The sequence below is a fragment of the Psychromonas ingrahamii 37 genome (assembly GCF_000015285.1).
Classification (GTDB): Bacteria; Pseudomonadota; Gammaproteobacteria; order Enterobacterales; family Psychromonadaceae; genus Psychromonas; species Psychromonas ingrahamii.
Genome location: NC_008709.1, coordinates 1,844,013 through 1,861,936 on the forward strand (window position 1 = coordinate 1,844,013; position 17,924 = coordinate 1,861,936).

At 41.2% G+C, this 17,924-nt stretch carries 16 protein-coding genes and 2 pseudogenes; 2 read left to right on the forward strand and 16 right to left on the reverse strand.

What is annotated here, in order from left to right; translation table 11 throughout:
• The first annotated feature begins 86 nt into the window (after nucleotides 1-86).
• Nucleotides 87-1,184 (forward strand): AmmeMemoRadiSam system radical SAM enzyme, encoded by a 1,098-nt coding sequence (amrS, locus tag PING_RS07875; protein WP_011769872.1) that lies wholly within the window; start codon nucleotides 87-89, stop codon nucleotides 1,182-1,184.
• 315 nt (nucleotides 1,185-1,499) lie between these two features.
• On the opposite strand, the gene PING_RS07880 is transcribed toward amrS, so the two are convergent.
• Together PING_RS07880 and PING_RS20905 are read right to left on the reverse strand one after the other, a co-directional pair.
• Nucleotides 1,500-3,362 carry a tetratricopeptide repeat protein gene (locus tag PING_RS07880; protein WP_011769873.1) on the reverse strand — a complete coding sequence of 621 codons (1,863 nt, stop codon included), beginning with the start codon at nucleotides 3,360-3,362 and terminating at the stop codon, nucleotides 1,500-1,502.
• A gap of 181 nt (nucleotides 3,363-3,543) precedes the next feature.
• The gene (locus PING_RS20905) at nucleotides 3,544-4,590 is read right to left on the reverse strand and encodes a vWA domain-containing protein (RefSeq protein WP_011769874.1); all 1,047 of its coding nucleotides are present in this window, start codon (nucleotides 4,588-4,590) and stop codon (nucleotides 3,544-3,546) included.
• Nucleotides 4,591-5,061: 471 nt separating this feature from the next.
• Between PING_RS20905 and PING_RS21320 the strand changes: the two are divergent.
• Nucleotides 5,062-5,561 (forward strand): annotated as a pseudogene (locus PING_RS21320) (DDE-type integrase/transposase/recombinase); the annotation flags it as partial.
• Nucleotides 5,562-5,693: 132 nt separating this feature from the next.
• Here the strand turns inward: PING_RS21320 and PING_RS07895 are convergent.
• The 14 genes and pseudogenes from PING_RS07895 to PING_RS07960 form a co-directional block, all read right to left on the reverse strand.
• Complete coding sequence (locus tag PING_RS07895; protein ID WP_011769875.1) at nucleotides 5,694-6,011, reverse strand: Rieske (2Fe-2S) protein; 318 nt, start codon at nucleotides 6,009-6,011, stop codon at nucleotides 5,694-5,696.
• A 19-nt stretch (nucleotides 6,012-6,030) separates the two neighbouring features.
• Nucleotides 6,031-6,570, reverse strand: coding sequence for a putative Fe-S cluster assembly protein SufT (sufT, locus tag PING_RS07900; RefSeq protein WP_011769876.1), 540 nt, complete (start codon nucleotides 6,568-6,570; stop codon nucleotides 6,031-6,033).
• 5 nt (nucleotides 6,571-6,575) lie between these two features.
• A complete protein-coding gene (gene sufU, locus PING_RS07905; RefSeq protein ID WP_011769877.1) occupies nucleotides 6,576-7,037 on the reverse strand; it encodes a Fe-S cluster assembly sulfur transfer protein SufU in 462 nt (153 codons plus the stop codon).
• A gap of 5 nt (nucleotides 7,038-7,042) precedes the next feature.
• The gene (locus tag PING_RS07910) at nucleotides 7,043-8,320 is read right to left on the reverse strand and encodes a cysteine desulfurase (RefSeq protein WP_011769878.1); all 1,278 of its coding nucleotides are present in this window, start codon (nucleotides 8,318-8,320) and stop codon (nucleotides 7,043-7,045) included.
• Nucleotides 8,311-9,738, reverse strand: coding sequence for a Fe-S cluster assembly protein SufD (gene sufD, locus PING_RS07915; RefSeq protein ID WP_011769879.1), 1,428 nt, complete (start codon nucleotides 9,736-9,738; stop codon nucleotides 8,311-8,313). Before sufD ends, PING_RS07910 begins: the two co-directional genes overlap by 10 nt.
• A 51-nt stretch (nucleotides 9,739-9,789) precedes the next feature.
• The gene (gene sufC / locus PING_RS07920) at nucleotides 9,790-10,584 is read right to left on the reverse strand and encodes a Fe-S cluster assembly ATPase SufC (RefSeq protein ID WP_011769880.1); all 795 of its coding nucleotides are present in this window, start codon (nucleotides 10,582-10,584) and stop codon (nucleotides 9,790-9,792) included.
• Nucleotides 10,585-10,611: 27 nt separating this feature from the next.
• Nucleotides 10,612-12,063, reverse strand: a complete 1,452-nt coding sequence (gene sufB / locus PING_RS07925; RefSeq protein WP_011769881.1) for a Fe-S cluster assembly protein SufB — start codon at nucleotides 12,061-12,063, stop codon at nucleotides 10,612-10,614.
• 128 nt (nucleotides 12,064-12,191) lie between these two features.
• Nucleotides 12,192-12,842: pseudogene (locus PING_RS21325) on the reverse strand (transposase); the annotation flags it as partial.
• A 104-nt stretch (nucleotides 12,843-12,946) separates the two neighbouring features.
• Nucleotides 12,947-13,303 carry a vWA domain-containing protein gene (locus tag PING_RS07930; protein WP_157035325.1) on the reverse strand — a complete coding sequence of 119 codons (357 nt, stop codon included), beginning with the start codon at nucleotides 13,301-13,303 and terminating at the stop codon, nucleotides 12,947-12,949.
• Nucleotides 13,304-13,420: 117 nt separating this feature from the next.
• A protein-coding gene (locus PING_RS19840) for an IS630 family transposase (RefSeq protein WP_232279414.1) occupies nucleotides 13,421-14,453 on the reverse strand; the annotation gives its coding sequence in 2 pieces (ribosomal slippage) (nucleotides 13,421-13,991 and nucleotides 13,990-14,453; 1,035 coding nt in all).
• 48 nt (nucleotides 14,454-14,501) lie between these two features.
• Nucleotides 14,502-14,744: a hypothetical protein gene (locus PING_RS07945; RefSeq protein WP_011769885.1), complete on the reverse strand. Its 243-nt coding sequence runs from the start codon at nucleotides 14,742-14,744 to the stop codon at nucleotides 14,502-14,504.
• Nucleotides 14,745-15,597: 853 nt separating this feature from the next.
• Nucleotides 15,598-16,320: an amino acid ABC transporter ATP-binding protein gene (locus PING_RS07950; protein WP_011769886.1), complete on the reverse strand. Its 723-nt coding sequence runs from the start codon at nucleotides 16,318-16,320 to the stop codon at nucleotides 15,598-15,600.
• The gene (locus PING_RS07955) at nucleotides 16,317-16,967 is read right to left on the reverse strand and encodes an amino acid ABC transporter permease (protein WP_011769887.1); all 651 of its coding nucleotides are present in this window, start codon (nucleotides 16,965-16,967) and stop codon (nucleotides 16,317-16,319) included. The genes PING_RS07950 and PING_RS07955 overlap by 4 nt, the downstream gene beginning before the upstream one ends.
• Nucleotides 16,967-17,638, reverse strand: coding sequence for an amino acid ABC transporter permease (locus tag PING_RS07960; RefSeq protein WP_011769888.1), 672 nt, complete (start codon nucleotides 17,636-17,638; stop codon nucleotides 16,967-16,969). The genes PING_RS07955 and PING_RS07960 overlap by 1 nt, the downstream gene beginning before the upstream one ends.
• Between the last annotated feature and the right edge of the window lie 286 nt (nucleotides 17,639-17,924).

A 17,924-nucleotide genomic window follows, 5' to 3' on the forward strand; every position in this document is an offset into this window, starting at 1 on the left:
GGAGAATCTCATTAGAGAGCCTGCTAATGCCTGTTGTTGTAAATAAACTATAATTTAGGTATATAACAATAAACAGGGTGATGACTATGGATAAGCAACCGCCAGCGTTTTTCCCTACCCGCTATTGGCATAAAGAGGTGGGAAAACATCAGGGAGAGGACTTGGTTACTTGTGATTTATGTCCTCATCATTGCCACCTGCGTGAAGGAAAACGTGGAATTTGTTACGTGCGTATGAATCATCAGGGTAAAATAGTACTGACCAGTTACGGCCATTCTTCGGGTTTTTGCATTGATCCGATTGAGAAAAAACCGCTTAACCATTTTTACCCCGGCTCAAGGGTGATGTCATTTGGCACCGCCGGTTGTAACCTCTCCTGCCAATTCTGCCAAAATTGGGAGATCAGTAAATCCCGTGAAATAGATACTCTTTGTGATACCGCTATGCCCGAACAACTGGCACGGGTTGCCAAAGAGCAGGGCTGTAAAAGTATCGCCTTTACTTATAACGATCCGGTGATCTTTATGGAATATGCCATTGATGTTGCCATCGTTGCTAAAGCATTGGGACTCAAAAGTGTCGCAGTCAGTGCGGGTTATATGTGTGATCAGCCTAGAGTTGAATTCTATCGCCATATGGATGCCGCCAATATTGATTTAAAAGGCTTTACCGAGGCGTTCTATCATAAAATCTGCCACGGGCAGTTACAACCCGTATTAGATACCCTGTTATATCTTAAACATCACACCTCGGTCTGGTTGGAAATTACCACTTTACTGATCCCCGGTGAAAATGACAGCGATCAGGAATTACATAAAATGTGTCAATGGATAGCTGAAAACCTTGGCCTGAATGTACCGCTGCACTTCAGTGCTTTTCATCCTGATTTTAAAATGATGGATAAAGAGTCCACGCCACTAGCGACCCTATTACGCGCCAGAAAAATAGCGTTGAGCTATGGCCTGCATCATGTGTATTGTGGCAATGTGCATGATAGCAAGTCAGACAGTACTTATTGTCCACATTGCCAAGATTTGCTGATTGAAAGGGACTGGTATCAGTTGGGACAATATAACCTCGACGAGTTCGGGCACTGTTTGAATTGCGGGGAGCTATTGGCAGGGCGGTTTGCCAGAACGAAAGAAAATTTTGGCCGGCGGCGAGTACCCGTCAAAATAGGATGACAGTATTGTCTATACCTAAACTATTTGAAGATGCATCCTCAAGTAGTTTGAGTATAAAACCTATTTTCGTTAATTTAAGACGAATTTTAATTTGTTATTTTTCCTAAACAAATACCTGCACCCTATTATCGATTACTCTAACCGGATAAGTCACAATATTTTCAAATGCGGGTGCAGATAATACGGCGCCTTTTTATATTAAAGCCACCATGACGCTGGAAAATTCTTTCTGTTGTACTTTCTTTTGGGTTTCTTTTTTTTAATATTACTGAATTTAAGTTGAAAAGTGTCAACTTATCTCAGGACGATTATGGCTTATAGTTGCGTCAGAAGCACGCCAGCCGCATCTGCCCAATTCGCCTTTGAATTGATTGAAAGGGCTTTTTCAATAGCTACTTTTGCTTCAGCACGTCGACCTGTTTTATCCAGCACCACACCCTTGTGATACCATATAACAGCAGCTTCCGGTGCAAGCTTGTTTGCATTATCCAGCACCTCTAGTGATTCATTCAGGTTACCCTGTTTGTAGAGAACCCAACCTAACGTATCCAGTATGCTGGCATTATCACTCACCACACCGACAGCGCGTCTTGCCATCGTTTCCGCTTCGTTATGATCACCTTTATCAGCAAGGATGTTAGCCAGATTATTTAATGCCAGCGCATGATTGGGTACTGCCTGAATTATTTTTCGATAGAGAGTTTCTGCCTCATCAAAACGTTTATTTGCTTCTAACTGAGTCGCATAGAAGATGGCTGGCTCAGTTCTGTTGGGTTGCAATACATAGAGTCGAGCGGCGGCATTGACGGCATCCTCGTTGTGGTCAGTGCGTGCAAGTGCCAACGCATATACTTTCCAGATAGCGATATCATCAGCTGAAAGCTCTGTGGCTTTTTCCAGTATAGGGAGTGATTCCTCGTAACTTCTGATAGATGCCAGGTAACTTCCCAGCCTCAGGTGCAAATAGGCATCGTTCGGGAAACGTTCAATGCCGTTACGCAATATAAGCTCACCTTTTTCGATATTGCCTTCACCCATCAATAATTCGGATAATTGACCATAGGTGAACACATCTGCAGTTTTATCATCGACCATCGCCTGATAAATATCACGCGCCTGTGCAAAATCCTTATTATCGAGGTGAAATTTGGCGATACGTTGATTGACATAACTGCGGCTTAAGCCTAGTGCAACGGCTTCATTGAAGGCGCTGTTGGCTTTTTTTCTTTGGTCTAACCTCAGTAAAATCTCGCCTTTTTCCATCTGCGCCAGAGCAGAATCTGGTTTTTGTTTAACAAGTTTATTTATCGTCTTCATAGCGGCAGAAAAATCACTTTCGCCACGTTGTGCCTTGGCAAGCCCAAGCAATGCCTTAGGCATCGACAGCCCTGACTGCAATACATGCTGAAATCGCATGCGAGCGTCGAGGTAATTGCCGGTTGCCAGATAGGCAGTTGCTAGCACCATTTGTGCATCAGTATTCGTCTCGTAAAGTAAGACGCGCGGCTCAAGTACCGCAATGGTCACAGCAAAGTTGCCTGATTTATTCAATAAGCGCCCAAGATTGACGGCAACACCGAGATAAGATTCATGGGTTCCTTCGAGGCCAAGTTGAAAATGATGTATCGCTCGCTGGTCCTTAGCCTGATATTCATATAACAAACCAAGGCGTTGATGTGCAAACCGATCTGCTGGAGTAATTTCTATCGCCTTCAACAATAATTTTTCCGCTTCGAAAATATCACCACTCTCCATCTTGATTATGCCCAATTTAGTCAGTGCTCCACTCTGCCCGGGCTCTAGCTCGATCGCTTTTTGTAATGAGGTGGCCGCCTTTTCCTGCTGTTTGTTGAGAAAATAGGCGGTGCCAAGTACTTCATTTGCCAGACCTGAATTCGGATTATTTTTTAATACAGTGTTCGCTTTTTCGATAGCCGTTGCATAGTCTTTGATCGCCAATAAATTATTGATATCAGAAAAAGCCTTTGCATCAGGCCTGTTGGACAAGTCAATAATATCGCCTTGCTCGTGTCTATCGATTAAAAATGTTGACTGCAGCAACTGCATTGAGATAGCTTGTGGGGATGAAATTAACAGCAGGGTAGCGAACATCAAAGAGTAAATAATAGAATTACCTGTTAGTCTTTGACGGCCGGTTTTTACTATCGATGCAATCATTTTTAAGCTCCCTGAATTTTTATAGTGTGATGGGTAAGATGCTCATCATTTGTTATAAAACCATGACGTTGTAAATTATATATTTTTAATTATTTGCTATGTTTATCATAAGAAAAAGAAAAGGGACCCGAAGGTCGCTTTTCTTGTCTAACATGACAAAGCTGTAAACTGTAGGTCGTCTTTAGCTGCGACGTTTACGCGTGGCACCCATACCGATTAGACCCAGACCCAACAGAGCCAGCATACCAGGCTCTGGTACGGAGCTTACTGTAATTGTATCTCTTTCTGCAGCAGTGGTACTGCCATCAACAAGTGCGAGGGTATCAAAACCATGCACCCCTTCAGCCATACCGGTGAATGTTACGTCGTACTCGAAGGTTCGCTCAACACTACGGTCGAAAGAACCAGTCGCATCACCACCAACACACGCACCTGAATCTGCAGAGACACAGGTAGCCGAGAAACCAACACCCGGCATACCACCACCGAGATCATCGACAGTGACCGCTGAGTAAGTGTCAAATGTTGTACCAACACTGTTAAGAATAGTCGTAACGAGACCAGCAGTATCCAGACCAACTCCACTATATGCAGTACCGCCAAGATCAGCAATATCAGCTGAGAAAGCTCCGTCGTAGCTAATACCAATCAAGTTAGCATTGGCTGCAGTCAATGAAGCAATTGTTGCCGCTTCTGTTGGTGGCGTTTTGAAGTTGGCATCGCCAAAAGCGATGATGAAACGGTTTGAACCTGGACGCCAGCTGGCGGTATCAGCCGCATCACTGATACCAGCATAACCCATTTCAGGGGTGTCGCCACCACTACCAGAAATAAATGGAACCGTGCTGATACCTGATGTTACATCAGTGTTACCTGAATTTAGATCAACTCGAACCCCATCAAAAGTCGGGTCGTTGTACCAACCGGAACCTGACTGCAGCAAACCGAATCCTGCCAGACCAGTCAAAATGGAATTTGCAGCTGCTTTAGCCTGATTAATTTCAGTTCCCATAGACCCCGTTGTGTCGAAAATAAACATAACGTCAAGTGGTGCTGTGGTAGGTGATTCTTTAGTGATAGTGACTGTTTTACGAATGGTTACGCTATCGCCGAGACCTAGTGTAGTAGCATAAACTGCCGGATCGATTGAATCCGCTATTGCAGAGAATGGCGTCATAATAATTGCAGCAAGGGCAAACGTCGCCCCTTTTATCAACTTAATATTCATAATTATTTCCTCGTTTATTAACATTTAATCTGCATGAAATTGTTCTCAGCAAAAAGTTTGTGGATATTATTTACATGCATGTCAGATAGAATTTATAAATCAAATTATTAATCCTCCCACTTAACTCTTAGCAAAATATGTGCCAATATAATTTAATTAATAAAAACAGTGAGGTAGAGTATTTTAATCAATCACGAGATTAGAATTGAAGAAAAAGTTGTAAATTAAAGTGACACCTCGGTAATCGATCAATGATTGACTGCAGAAGGATTTTTTTTAAGGTGTTGTTTTATATTATTTAATTTTTTTTATTACAGGATTGAGCACTGTAAGTTTTATCGACAGTTAAATAGCCGCGACTGTAAATACCTCATTAAGATAGATCCAATCAAGAGGGGTAACCAGAAGGTAACCATAGTCACTCTGGCCTTTTTTTTGATCTCTGTTATTTCTTGTTGTAAATGAATATAAAAACCTATTTTTAAAAATAAGCTTAAGAAAAGCTTCAAATATGATTTGTCAAATCAAGCTTATGTTGGGGATATCACTTATGTTTGGACGACCTAATTCTGGTTATATCTTATTGTTGTTATTGATTTATATGCTAGAAAAGTAGGTGGATGGAGCATGTCATCATGAATGAAGGCAAGTCTTGAATATGATACATTTTGTGCATTCAGATCAAGGTGTTCAAGATGCAAGTGATAAATATCGAAGCTGCTCAAGACCCTCAGCTCACAGCGAGTATGAGCAAAAAAGGCAGCTATTGGGTAACGCGGTGGCAGAAAGTTTTTTTTGGCAGCCTAAAGCAGGAAAGAGTGCATTGGAACAATTATGCTACTCGCTATGAAGCACAACAATATATATTGAATTATGTAACTGTGTGGCACAACCGCAATCGTCTTCATTCTTACGTGGGCTATTGTTGCCCGAACGCTTTTGAAATGATGAACGGTTATTTGAAAAAGTAGCTTAACTAAGTTAACTAAGGTGAATGAAATTAGTTGACCACGTCAGAAAATTTTGGTCGGCGGCGAATACCTGTCATAATAGGATGACAGTATAGTCTATACCTAAACTTATTTTGTTATTTTGTTATTTTGTTATTTTTCATGAAGAAATACCTGTACCTCATTGTCGATTATTCTAACCGGATAAGTTGCAATATTTTCAAATGCGGGGGCAGACAATACGGCGCCTGTTTTTATATTAAAGCGTGCACCATGACGCGGGCAGGTTATTTCTGCAGCGCAGATTTCTCCACCGTTTAACTCACCACCATCATGGCTGCATCTGTTCTCAATGGCGAAAAATTCACCCGCGATATTGATTAATAACAGCTCTATTTGATCTAACGCCAGCACTTTAGTCATGCCAGCGCTTAACTCATCTGCGGGTAAAACGCTTATCCATTTTGCCATTCTATAAACTCCTCATTTTTTATAGCAGCCCCAGCTGCAGTTTTGCCGCATCGGAGACCATTTCGTAACTCCATGGAGGATCAAAGACAATAGCCACCTCAACCTTATCAACATTGGCCAGAGCCAGACATTTACGTTTTATCTCATCAGCTATCACCGTGCCCATAGCACAACCGGTGGCAGTCAAAGTCATCGTTATACGCACAAGATTTCGCCCATCAATTAATTGATAGCAGTTAACGTCATAGATCAAGCCGAGTTCTACAATATTGATAGGGATCTCAGGGTCATAACAGCTTTTAAGCTGTTCATAGAGTTGTACAAAGTTGACTTCATGATCGGCTGTATTTTCTTTGCTGGTGGCTATTAGCGCAGGTTTTCCAAGCGCATCGCTATCTTCGTTGCCCACACGTAATAACTGCCCGTGATAATTAAGTGTGTAACTGCCACCCAATGCCTGAGTAATAACAACTTCATCACCTTCCTTAAGGGTAATAGTTTCCCCATATGGAATAGTAATGGCTTTACAATCGCGTAATACAGTCAGGTGTTCAAACATGCTGTTCACTCCGTCGAAACGATCTGCTTAGTGTTGATATTATTTAAGCAGGCATTAAGTGCGTGCCAGGGCAGGGTTGCGCACTTTATGCGGACGGGGAAATCTCTCACCCCACCTAATACCGAGAGCTTGCCTAAGTACTCACGGATATTGTCAGGCGGCTCAGCTTGCGTGACTAAGTTCTGAAAAGCGGTAAACAGTTGCCGTGCTTCTGTCACTGTCATATTTTTGATTCTTTCTGTCATCAATGAAGATGCCGCCATCGAGATAGCACAGCCTTCTCCCTCAAAACTGGCATCAATAATTCTATTATCATCAATTCGCAAATAAAGTGTCAAACGGTCACCACAGAGCGGGTTGTATCCTTCTTGAGTGCAACTCGGATGCTCAAGCTTTTTGGAATTTCTCGGACGGCGGCCATGGTCAATGATCACTTCCTGATACAATGCGCGTAGTTCATCATTCATCTTATTCACCCATTTTTTATGGTAAAAATTTTGTTTACCAGCCGCAAACTTTGCACTAATTGTTCTATATCACTTTCATTATTGTAGAAAGAAAAGGAAGCGCGTGCGGTTGCCGGGACATTAAAACGGGTCATCACCGGCATCGCACAGTGATGACCTGCTCGAATTGCGACTCCCTGCTGATCAAGAATTGTACTTATATCATGAGGATGCGCGCTATCAAGCACAAAAGAGATAATACTGGCCTTGTGTTTTGCTTGGCCAATAATACGTAACCCGGCTGTTTGCTCTAATGCTTTGGTGGCATAATCTAATAACTGTTGTTCGCGTTGGCAAATATTGTCAAGACCTATCGTGTTGATGTAATCGAGGGCAGCAGCCAGACCTACCACACCCGCAATATTAGGTGTACCTGCCTCAAATTTGTAAGGTAAGCCGTTATAGTCACTGCTCTCAAAACTGACTCGACTGATCATTTCCCCACCTCCCTGATAGGGCTCCATTGCATCAAGGTAGCTTTTTTTGCCATATAACACGCCGACTCCGGTAGGGCCGTAAATTTTGTGACTGGAAAAGGTGTAGAATTCACAATCTAAAGCCTGCAGATTGATCCTGAGATGAGGGGCTGCTTGAGCACCATCAAGTAATACCGGTATTCCTCTAGCATGCGCCATGGTTATCATTCGCTGCACCGGTGCAATACTCCCCAAAGCATTGGAGAGATGGGTGATTGCCACTATTTTAGTTTTTTCACTTAATAATGCCTGATAACTATCCAGCATAATCTCCCCGTTATCATTGATTGGTATAACCTTTAGCTGTGCGCCGGTTTGTTTGCAGACCATTTGCCAGGGAACTATATTGGAATGATGCTCTATCGCACTGATCAAGATCTCATCTCCTGATTTGAAGCGGGGCCGGGCATAACTCTGTGCGACCAGATTAATAGCCTCAGTCGCACCGCGGACGAAAATAATTTCCTCTCGCAACCTGGCATTTAAAAAACACTGTATTTTATCCCTTGCTGCCTCAAAAGTGGCAGTAGCCCGCTCACTTAATTGATAAATACCACGATGAACATTGGCATTATCAAAACGATAAAAGTGCGCGATACTATCAATCACACTATTGGGTTTTTGCGTCGTTGCGGCATTATCGAGATAAGCTAAGGGTTTATTATACGGTTTTTGTGCTAACAGAGGAAAATCACGCCGAATTGCCGGCCAATCAACCTTGTTTAATGGCAAACTGCCATGCTCTGCTGGTCGGTCGACTAAGGACATAACATCTCACCATTTTCCATTGGGGGAAACAGCGCTAAGTTGCCGGCATCATTACCCACCAACTGCTTAAGTTGTGCACTGATGGACAGCTGAATAAAGTTGCGCAGGGAGAGATGATTGATACGCTCAAGCAGTTCACCGACAAAGCCATCAACCAGACAGGCTTGCGCATCCTTTTCACTGATCCCCCGGGACTGCAGATAAAATAGCGCCTGCGTATCCAACTGTCCAACGGTGGCACCATGGTTACATATAACATCATCAGCATAGATCTGCAGCTCGGGTTTAGTATCAACTTCGCCGTTATCACTGAGTAATAGGTTGTTATTGAGCTGCTTCGCATTGGATTGTTGCGCCTCGGGATGTATGATCACTTTACCGTTAAAAACTGCCCGCGCGTGTCCTTGGATTACCCCTTTGTAGAGTTGCTGACTGCTGCAGCCCGGTGCTAAGTGCGTTATTTGAGTATGGTAATCAACGTGCTGGTTATCATCTGCCAAATATACCCCGTTCAAACAACATTCGCATTGGCTGCCGGTAAGCTCAACTTGAATGTCGTATCGCGCAAGCGGCGCACCCAAGGAATAACTGTGCGAAGTGAACCGGCTTGCCTGGTGCTGCTGCACATACATGGCAGCAATATGGCTGCTGTTAAGCGACTCGCGCTGTAATTTATAGTGATCCAACTGCGCTTCAGAACCAAGGTGTATCTCTGTCACCGCATTGATTAAATTAGGATTACCGCTAGTCCCATTGGCTGCCGTCATGTCTGGATCTGATCTGGGGGAGCAGAGATCAATATAGTGCTCGATCAGTGTTAATTGCGTTTTGTTTTTAAGTACCAAAAGTAGCCGAGGGTAACAAACAACGGTCTTGGCGGTGGTGGTGGAAATAAACAGGCAGTGAATGGGCGGGGCCATTTGACTATTTTCCGCAGCCCATAAAAACAGGCCGTCGGACATAAATGCGCTATTTAATGCGCTGAAAGGGTGTGTTTGGTGATTAACCATTTCCCCTAATGTTGATGCTATTAGGATAGGGTGATCCTGCAGAGCCTGAGCGAAACTGCTAAGAATAATGCCCTTAGGCAAGGGGGGATTCGATGAAAGATCATGGTGATAAGTCCCATTAATAAATACCATGCGATGCTCATCAGGGCAAAACTGTTGCTCACTAATTTGAGCGGTTAGAGAGTCAGTAGGAGGAATGATTGACTGTTGGGCAAGACAATATTCAGTTTGCTGCAGCTTTTTTGTATTAGTGTATTTCCAACTTTCATCTTTGGGGCTTGGGAAACCTTGAGCTGCAAAATTTTTGATGGCACTTTCCCGCAGATCGTTTAACCAGGGCAATAAATGTCCGGGCAAATATTTCTTGCTTCGAGTAAAGTCTTTAAGCAAACGTTCACGGGCATTCATCTGTACCTCCTGAGTGGCTCAATATTTAATTTAAGCCTTTGTTAGATAATATTAAGGCTGTTTAGAAGCATTTTTTTCTGTGGAAGGTGCCTTAGGCAATAAATCGGCATAACCCTTTCTCTCCAATTCCAGGGCCAGTTCGGGGCCGCCAGATTTGACAATGCGCCCATCAAACAGAATATGGACAAAATCCGGATTGATAAAGTTGAGCAGGCGTTGGTAATGAGTGACCAGAATAATACCTGGCTTCTGCCCGGAATCTGCACTATTGCGAAAGGCATTAATACCCTGTGCCACCAGTTTTAGTGCATCGATATCCAGACCGGAATCGGTTTCATCAAGGATCGCCAGTTGCGGTTCCAGTACTAACATCTGCAGGATTTCATTGCGTTTTTTCTCGCCACCAGAAAACCCTTCATTGATCGAACGGTATAAAAGTGGCTCTTCCATGCCCACTTGCTGTACCTTGGTTTTAACCAGTTGTAAAAAATCAAGAGCATCAAGCTCACTGAGCTGACGATATTTACGTTGACTGTTAAGTGCCAGTTTAAGAAATTGCACGTTACTGACACCCGGAATTTCCAGCGGATATTGAAAAGCGACAAAGACACCTGCACAGGCGCGCTCCGCAACGGAAAGGGTCAATAAATCACGCCCTTGAAAGATAACTTCGCCGGTTGTCACTTGATAGTCTGGATGGCCAGCCAGAACATTAGCAAGGGTACTTTTCCCTGAACCATTAGGCCCCATAATGGCGTGAACTTCCCCGCTTTTGACGGACAGATTTAACCCTTTTAGAATCATATTGCCTTGGATTTCTGCGTGTAAATTATTTATATTCAACATCCCTGACTCCTGCTTATTCAAGCAAACTCAACCGGTACAACCTTCCAAACTAACTTCCATTAAAGCCTGCGCTTCAACTGCAAATTCCATCGGCAATTTACGAAACACCGTTTTACAAAAGCCATTAATAATCATAGCGACCGTATCTTCCTGAGAAATGCCGCGCTGCATACAATAGAATAACTGCTGATCACTGATTTTCGAGGTGCTTGCCTCGTGCTCTACTTTAGCTGTGGAATTTTTCACTTCGATATAGGGGAAAGTATGGGCAGCGCAATTTTCTCCGAGCAGCAATGAATCACATTGACTGTAATTGCGGGCATTAACCGCTTTCGGACCAATCTTTACTAACCCCCGGTAGGCGTTAGAGCCATGGCCTGCCGAAATACCCTTGGAAATAATAGTACTGGAGGTATTTTTGCCAATATGGATCATCTTAGTGCCGGTATCGGCCTGTTGATAGTTATTGGTTAACGCGACAGAATAAAATTCACCGCGCGAATTATCCCCCTGCAAAATAACACTGGGATATTTCCAGGTGATGGCCGATCCAGTTTCTACCTGAGTCCAGGATATTTTGGAATGATGCCCCCGGCATAGCCCCCGTTTAGTAACAAAATTGTAAATCCCTCCTTTGCCCTTTTTGTCACCCGGATACCAGTTTTGCACCGTGGCATATTTAATCTCACCATCATCAAGGGCAATTAATTCAACAACGGCTGCATGTAATTGATGCTCATCCCGTATCGGAGCAGTGCAGCCTTCAAGGTAACTGACATAAGCACCTTCTTCGACGACTATTAAGGTGCGTTCAAACTGCCCGGTATTAAGAGAATTAATCCGAAAATAAGTGGACAGTTCCATCGGACAACGCACTCCCTTGGGGACATAACAGAATGAACCATCGCTAAATACCGCGGCATTAAGCGCCGCATAATAGTTATCGGTATAAGGCACCACCGTGCCCAAATAACGTTTAACCAGTTCAGGATGCTCCTGCACGGCATCTGAAAATGAACAGAAAATAACGCCCACTGCGGCCAATTTTTTTTTAAAGGTAGTTGCCACGGAAACACTGTCGAAAACCGCATCAACGGCAACACCTGCCAGCTGCGGGCGTTCATGAAGTGGAATGCCCAATTTTTCATAGGTTTGTAAAATTTCAGGCGCAATCTGATCGAGGCTTTTTGGGCCATCCGCAGCGGTTTTCGGGGCGCTGTAGAAAACAATTTCATCAAAATTAATAGGCGGATAATGCAGTTTTGACCATTTTGGCACCTTCAAAGTTAACCAATGCTGATAGGCTTTGAGACGCCATTGCAGCATAAAATCAGGTTCATGTTTGCGCGCCGATATCTGCCTTATAACCGTCTCACTCAAACCTGCAGGCAGGCTATCTGTTTCCAGGTCGGTCACAAAACCATGGGGATATTCGCTGCCGACAAAGCGATCTAAGTTCTGCCGTGATTTTGCCATCATTTATTCCACTATGTAATGCCCGCTCGGGACGATTTCTTTAACCTGATTTTTAGCGGGTAACATTTCCTGCAAACTTATCTGCGCTTCTGGCAACTTCTTGTTTGCCAAGATGTGAGTAGAGCAGGCCGCTATTCACTAATATTAGTATAGTATCTGTTCATAGGTTGGGCATTAAGAAATAATCGTCCTTTTTCCTTATCTCTTCTCGGATTTACTCTTTGAGTGTCTTTTGACAAAACGCGACTGTTTTCTTTCATATTTTATTCTGTGTCGAGCCTGCTCTTTGGGTTATTGATTCCATTAATAGATAAAACCAGCCTTGTGTGTTTTGGCAACCATAAATGTTGATAATGCGATGCCTGATAGCCACTAGATGCTACTGCCTATCTTTTTTTTACCAATAATGTTAATAAGCTAGCCCGCACTAATACTTCCATCATTGTCGGTTTTCTGGTATTAAATTTTTTAAGATTACAATATGATACCCACTCTTTAAAAAGCAATTCTATTGGCCAATATAAGCTATCGAGTTTACTCATTTTTTCTGCACTAAATTCTTCTCTATTAAAATTGGTAGCTCAGTAAGTCGGTTAGCTTTTTCCTTTTGGCCTGCTCGCAATTAATCGGTAATTTTTTTCCTTCCTCATCCATATCAATAATTACGCTACGGCGAATATTTTTTTTAACGTTTTTCTCGCACGAACAATATAATAACCAGTTGCTGTATTGATTGCGTCCAGATATGAAAGTTCAAAGTACTCCCTATCGGCGAGATAAATCGGTATTAGATTCGACCTCAGTTTGGTCAGGTTAGCTAACCGCGGAGTCATGGGCTTTGTATGTGCCGAGTTAAGCGTTAATGGGGCAGCCGCAGGCCGTTTATTTATATTTCGGGTGCCTTGAGGATAACAATTCCATCTTCTGCAAGTATGATTTCGGTAAAACTGTTATAAAACCATGTAAAGATACTTTCAATTTTACTGATGTTGATGACTAAAGGGGCTATCGATGAAAATTTAGCTAAATCGTCAGTTTCTTTGCCAATATTTACAATAAAAACAATTAGTTTATTTTCTAAGCTGTAACGGTATAATTTTTTGGCTGTTTCCTTATCATAATCACTCCCCAATCCATCTGTGAATAAAATCAACCAGGGGCGTTTCACTTTCACTTGCTTTTTTTTCAGCTGGTGCACCCGAGTGAGTAGCATATTAAAAGCAACTTCCAATCCTTGTGCCATTGCTAGATCTTTACCGTAAGCGCCAAATAAAGGGATTGAATTAATATCCTCAACACGTTTAAGTGGAGAAATGACTCGACAATAATCTGCAGTCTGGATTAATACCAATCCGCTTATTTAACTGATCAATGACATCCAATCCCTCGTACACATTTTTATCACTCTTTTGCTGTCACTTACAAAATCATTCCAAGCATCACAGACAGTTTCAACTATTGAATCATAACCACTGAAACATCTGTTTGCTAAGTGATGTTGTCGAAGCCAACTCCATACCTGTTCAATCGGATTTAGTTCGGGTGAATAGGGTGGCAGCTTTATGATTGTTAAATTCTTGAAGTCAGCGTCAATATCATCGCTATGCGAACCAGCACCATCCATGATGATAACGGCATCTCTATCAATTGGGGTTCTATCTGATATTTGTTGAAGATGCGTCATCATAATGTCTTTGTTTACATAAGGTACGACTAGTGCTTCTGAAGCGCCATTGGTAATACAGACAGATCCAAATAAATAGGCGTATTCGAATTGCTGTTGTTTTACTGCTCTTGGACGGCTACCTTTTTCAGCCCATAATTTGGTTGTTGTATTTTGCTGGCCAAATCGTGCTTCATCTTGTAGCCATATATCCACACGATCTAATGCAATATGACCAGGGATCTTAAAGATCGTTTTGAATTGGAATTTTTTTAAAATCCTCTTGCGCTTCAATTGATTGCTTAGGGTGCTTAGAACGGGATGTTATCCAAGAAAAACCTAACTTATGCAGTAACTTATAAACACTTGATAAATGGTAATGCACTGCAAAATTTTCTTCTATATAAAGTTGTATGTCTGAGCCATTTAATCGTCCACCAAGCTCACTTTTAGATGACTCAGTTACATAATGAATGAGTTGCTTATGTTGCTCGTTCGATAATCGAAAAGGCCTGCCAGTTGTTTTTTTATCGATTAAGCGATCCATTCCAAATTGGTGATACTGAGAGATCCATTTATTTATACTGGTTCGGCTGACCTTTAAAAATTTAGCGATAGCAGTGCGTGAATTACCTTCTTGGAAGTGTGCAAGTGCTAAAAAACGGAGCCTCATTCGAACGCTTTGATGCGTTTTAGCTAATGCAGTAAAGTCATGTTTTTTTGTAGTCATCAATAGCGTTTCATTATTTAATAATTGGAATACTATTAGATCACATAATTAGTAGAATTGGTATAATGCTAATTCAAGGTTGTGCTTTATTTTTTTGTACTCTTTAATATTTACAATAAAATTTTCAATGGAATCGTTGATTGCTTTGATTGACGGCCCTTGCGCTTTTTTATTGACTGCCACCACAATAGCGACAGGTAGTGTTCTATCTAGCGATAAGCGTTGTTTTTCATGCGCTTGATAATTTAATTCATTTACTCTTTCCAAGCCCTGTAAAATAGATTTTTTCACGGAAACATCCAGTTCAATAAGTAAGTTGTTGATGATTATCTCGTGATTGAAAAAATATATAAGGATATCGTGCGCAAATTAAGCGCCAGGAAGGAATAACAGAGTGAAAAATACACTTATTATCTCAGGTTATGATCGGAATCATTTTATTGCTGATTGGATAATTGTTATAGGTTAGCCATTTTTACAATGTGACTTTACACTCCTACAAAAAACAACCCTAATGTCAGTCATCGAATGGCATTTTTTGCTGAATTTTGTTATAGATTTAACCGTCTTTTTTCACTTGAAAATATATATGTATGTGGCGATAAGAATATTAGCTACGCCATAAATACGGCTAAGTATGGTCAAAGCTTAGGGGAATCCTGAATGCAGTTCCTGATGCGGTTTTTTCTATTCTTAAAGCCATATCAAGGGCGTTACTGTATAGTTTAGTACGCATATATTATCTGCAGGTATCTTAATTTAGTACAAGGAGCACAAATCACAGGCATAAAAAAACCGCAAGCCAGTTGGTGTTCGGCATTGCGGACTTAGTCTGCTCTTAATATTTTAGAAGGGTGGGGAATCTATAAGTTATCACTATTAAGTGGATAAAGCGACTTAGCACTCTTTTTCTGTTGAGATTACCTCATTTTGCTCGTTTTCTCGCAATAGTGAGCAAAATAAAATTTCCTTACCAGTAAAGTCGCTTTGAATGCTTTCATCCCAACAGTGACTTACAACAGAGAGTATGTATCTAAAAAAACACCTATCCCCATTAATTAGATCGCACCCTATAACTTAAAAGGGTGCTTATATTCTTAGAATAACAGCCTTCTGGTTAACTGTGTGTTTACGTTTAAGGAGATCAGAGAACTTTACTTAAAAATTGTTGTGTTCTTTCTCTCTGAGGATTACCCAAAACCTCATCAGGTGGTCCCATCTCTTCAATTAATCCTTTATGGAAAAATGCAACTTTATCAGAGACTTCTTTAGCAAAAGATATCTCATGAGTAACACAAATCATAGTCATACCATCATCCCGAAGCAATCTTAAAGTATCCAACACTTCACCAACGAGTTCTGGGTCAAGTGCTGAGGTCACCTCATCAAATAACATATAAGCAGGTTTCATTGCTAATGCTCTGGCAATAGCGAGTCGTTGCTGTTGTCCTCCGGACATTCTGGTAGGATACACATCAAGTTTATCACCAAGACCAACATGAATTAGTTCGTTTCTAGCAATTTCTTCTGCTTCTTCTTTAGTAAACCCTTTTACAATTCGTGGAGCAAGCGCGGCATTTTCTAATACAGTTAAATGAGGAAAAGAATTCCACTGCTGAAATACCATTCCTAAATTCTGTCTTAACTTGTTTTTATCTGTTTTTTTATCATGAACATCTATGTCATCAACGATAATATTGCCACTGTTTATCTTCTCAATGGCATTAATACAATACAAAAGTGTGGATTTTCCACTACCGCTTGCACCAATGATACTAACAACTTCACCGCTGTTTACGTTTAAATCGATCCCTTTTAAAACTTCCAAATCTCCGAAAGATTTATGCACGCCTTTGATTTCTATCATATTGCCATTTTCCTTTCTACATGTTTACCATAACGTGATAAGGGGTATGAGATCATAAAATAAAACAATCCTATTCCTATCAGTATCATAAGGGGTTCTTGTGTCCTTGAGATCAACTGCTCTCCGGTTCTAAGTAATTCCATATATCCAATCACTGAAACAAGTGCCGAGTCTTTTATAACACTAAGTGCGACGCCAAGCCAAGATGGGAAAACAGCTCTCATTCCTATCGGTACCCTGATGTGTATTACTGTTTGCAGGTAAGTCATACCCAGCGATCTTGACGCTGTTCTCATGGAAGTTGGAACACTATCAAATCCACTTCTAAAAACTTCGCTCATAAATGCCATGGTATAAAGAGACAGTATAATTGAGCCTGCAATAAAAGGAGATAGCGGGTGTCCCATAGCACCAACATAAGTACTAAAAAGTATAAGTTGAATAATAAGTGGTACAGATCTTAGAATATCTAAAAATCCGCCTAAGACCAGATTGACAGATTTATTAGATTCTGCTCTTAAAAATCCGATTAATAGCCCTAAAATTGTTCCAATAACTATTGCAACGACAGAGATATAAATGGTATTTAAAATCCCGGTTAAGATAAAGCCTGAATCATTCCAAGATAAAGGAGTAAATAAGTTCATTATGAAAGCTCCCCTTTAAACACTTTTTTTGCAATCAAGCCTGATGCTAACAGCACCAATTTTGTTATTACAAAGTACATCGCAGCTGCGACTATAAAAAACTCTAATGTTCTAAATGAAGTCGATTGAAGTCTCTGCGTCTCACCTGAGAGCTCATTCATACCCACAAGTATACCAAGAGAGCTCATTAATATTGACCAAACAAATTGATTTGTCATTGGATGATAAATCCTTCTAAACATTTGTGGCAATATCACATGTCGATAAACTTTTAAGCTGTTCATTCCGAGCGATTTTGCCGCACTATATTGAGTCGTTGGGATTGACTGAAAACCACCCCTAAATGTTTCTGCCAAGTATCCTGCATTTATAAATACTAATGCAGAAAAAACCGAAAAATAAGGACTAAGATGGATACCATAAGCACCTAGGCCAAAGTACGCCATGTAGATAAGAAAAAGTGCTGGTAAATTTCTTGCTGTCTCTATCCAAATATTTGCCATATTATAAAAAACTTTTGAATCTGACATTTTCCCTAAAGCTAATAATACCGCAATAACTATGCCGAGAAGCATAGATAAAACAGATACATGTATCGTTGTAAACGCCCCACTTAAAAGTTGCGGGAATGCATCAAATACAACATTCCAATGAAATTCATAATTGTCCATATATCCTCTTTATAAGCTTCTTTGATGAGCCTTAAATAGTCAAATATCTCCGGCAAAGTCGGAGGATTGATTTTATAAACCGCTTAAAGCGGATTAATTCTGCGGTCTTCTTGATTTTGGTACCGAATATATGTTCATCTCATCGATCGTTGAGACTTGCTATTTCCTTGCCCAAAAGCCCTTCCCTGTAAAATTCTTTGTCTTTCCCAATTAATGATGGGTTACTGGTACGTCACTTTTACCCTTTATATATTCAAACTTTATGATATTTACAATCCAAAACCCT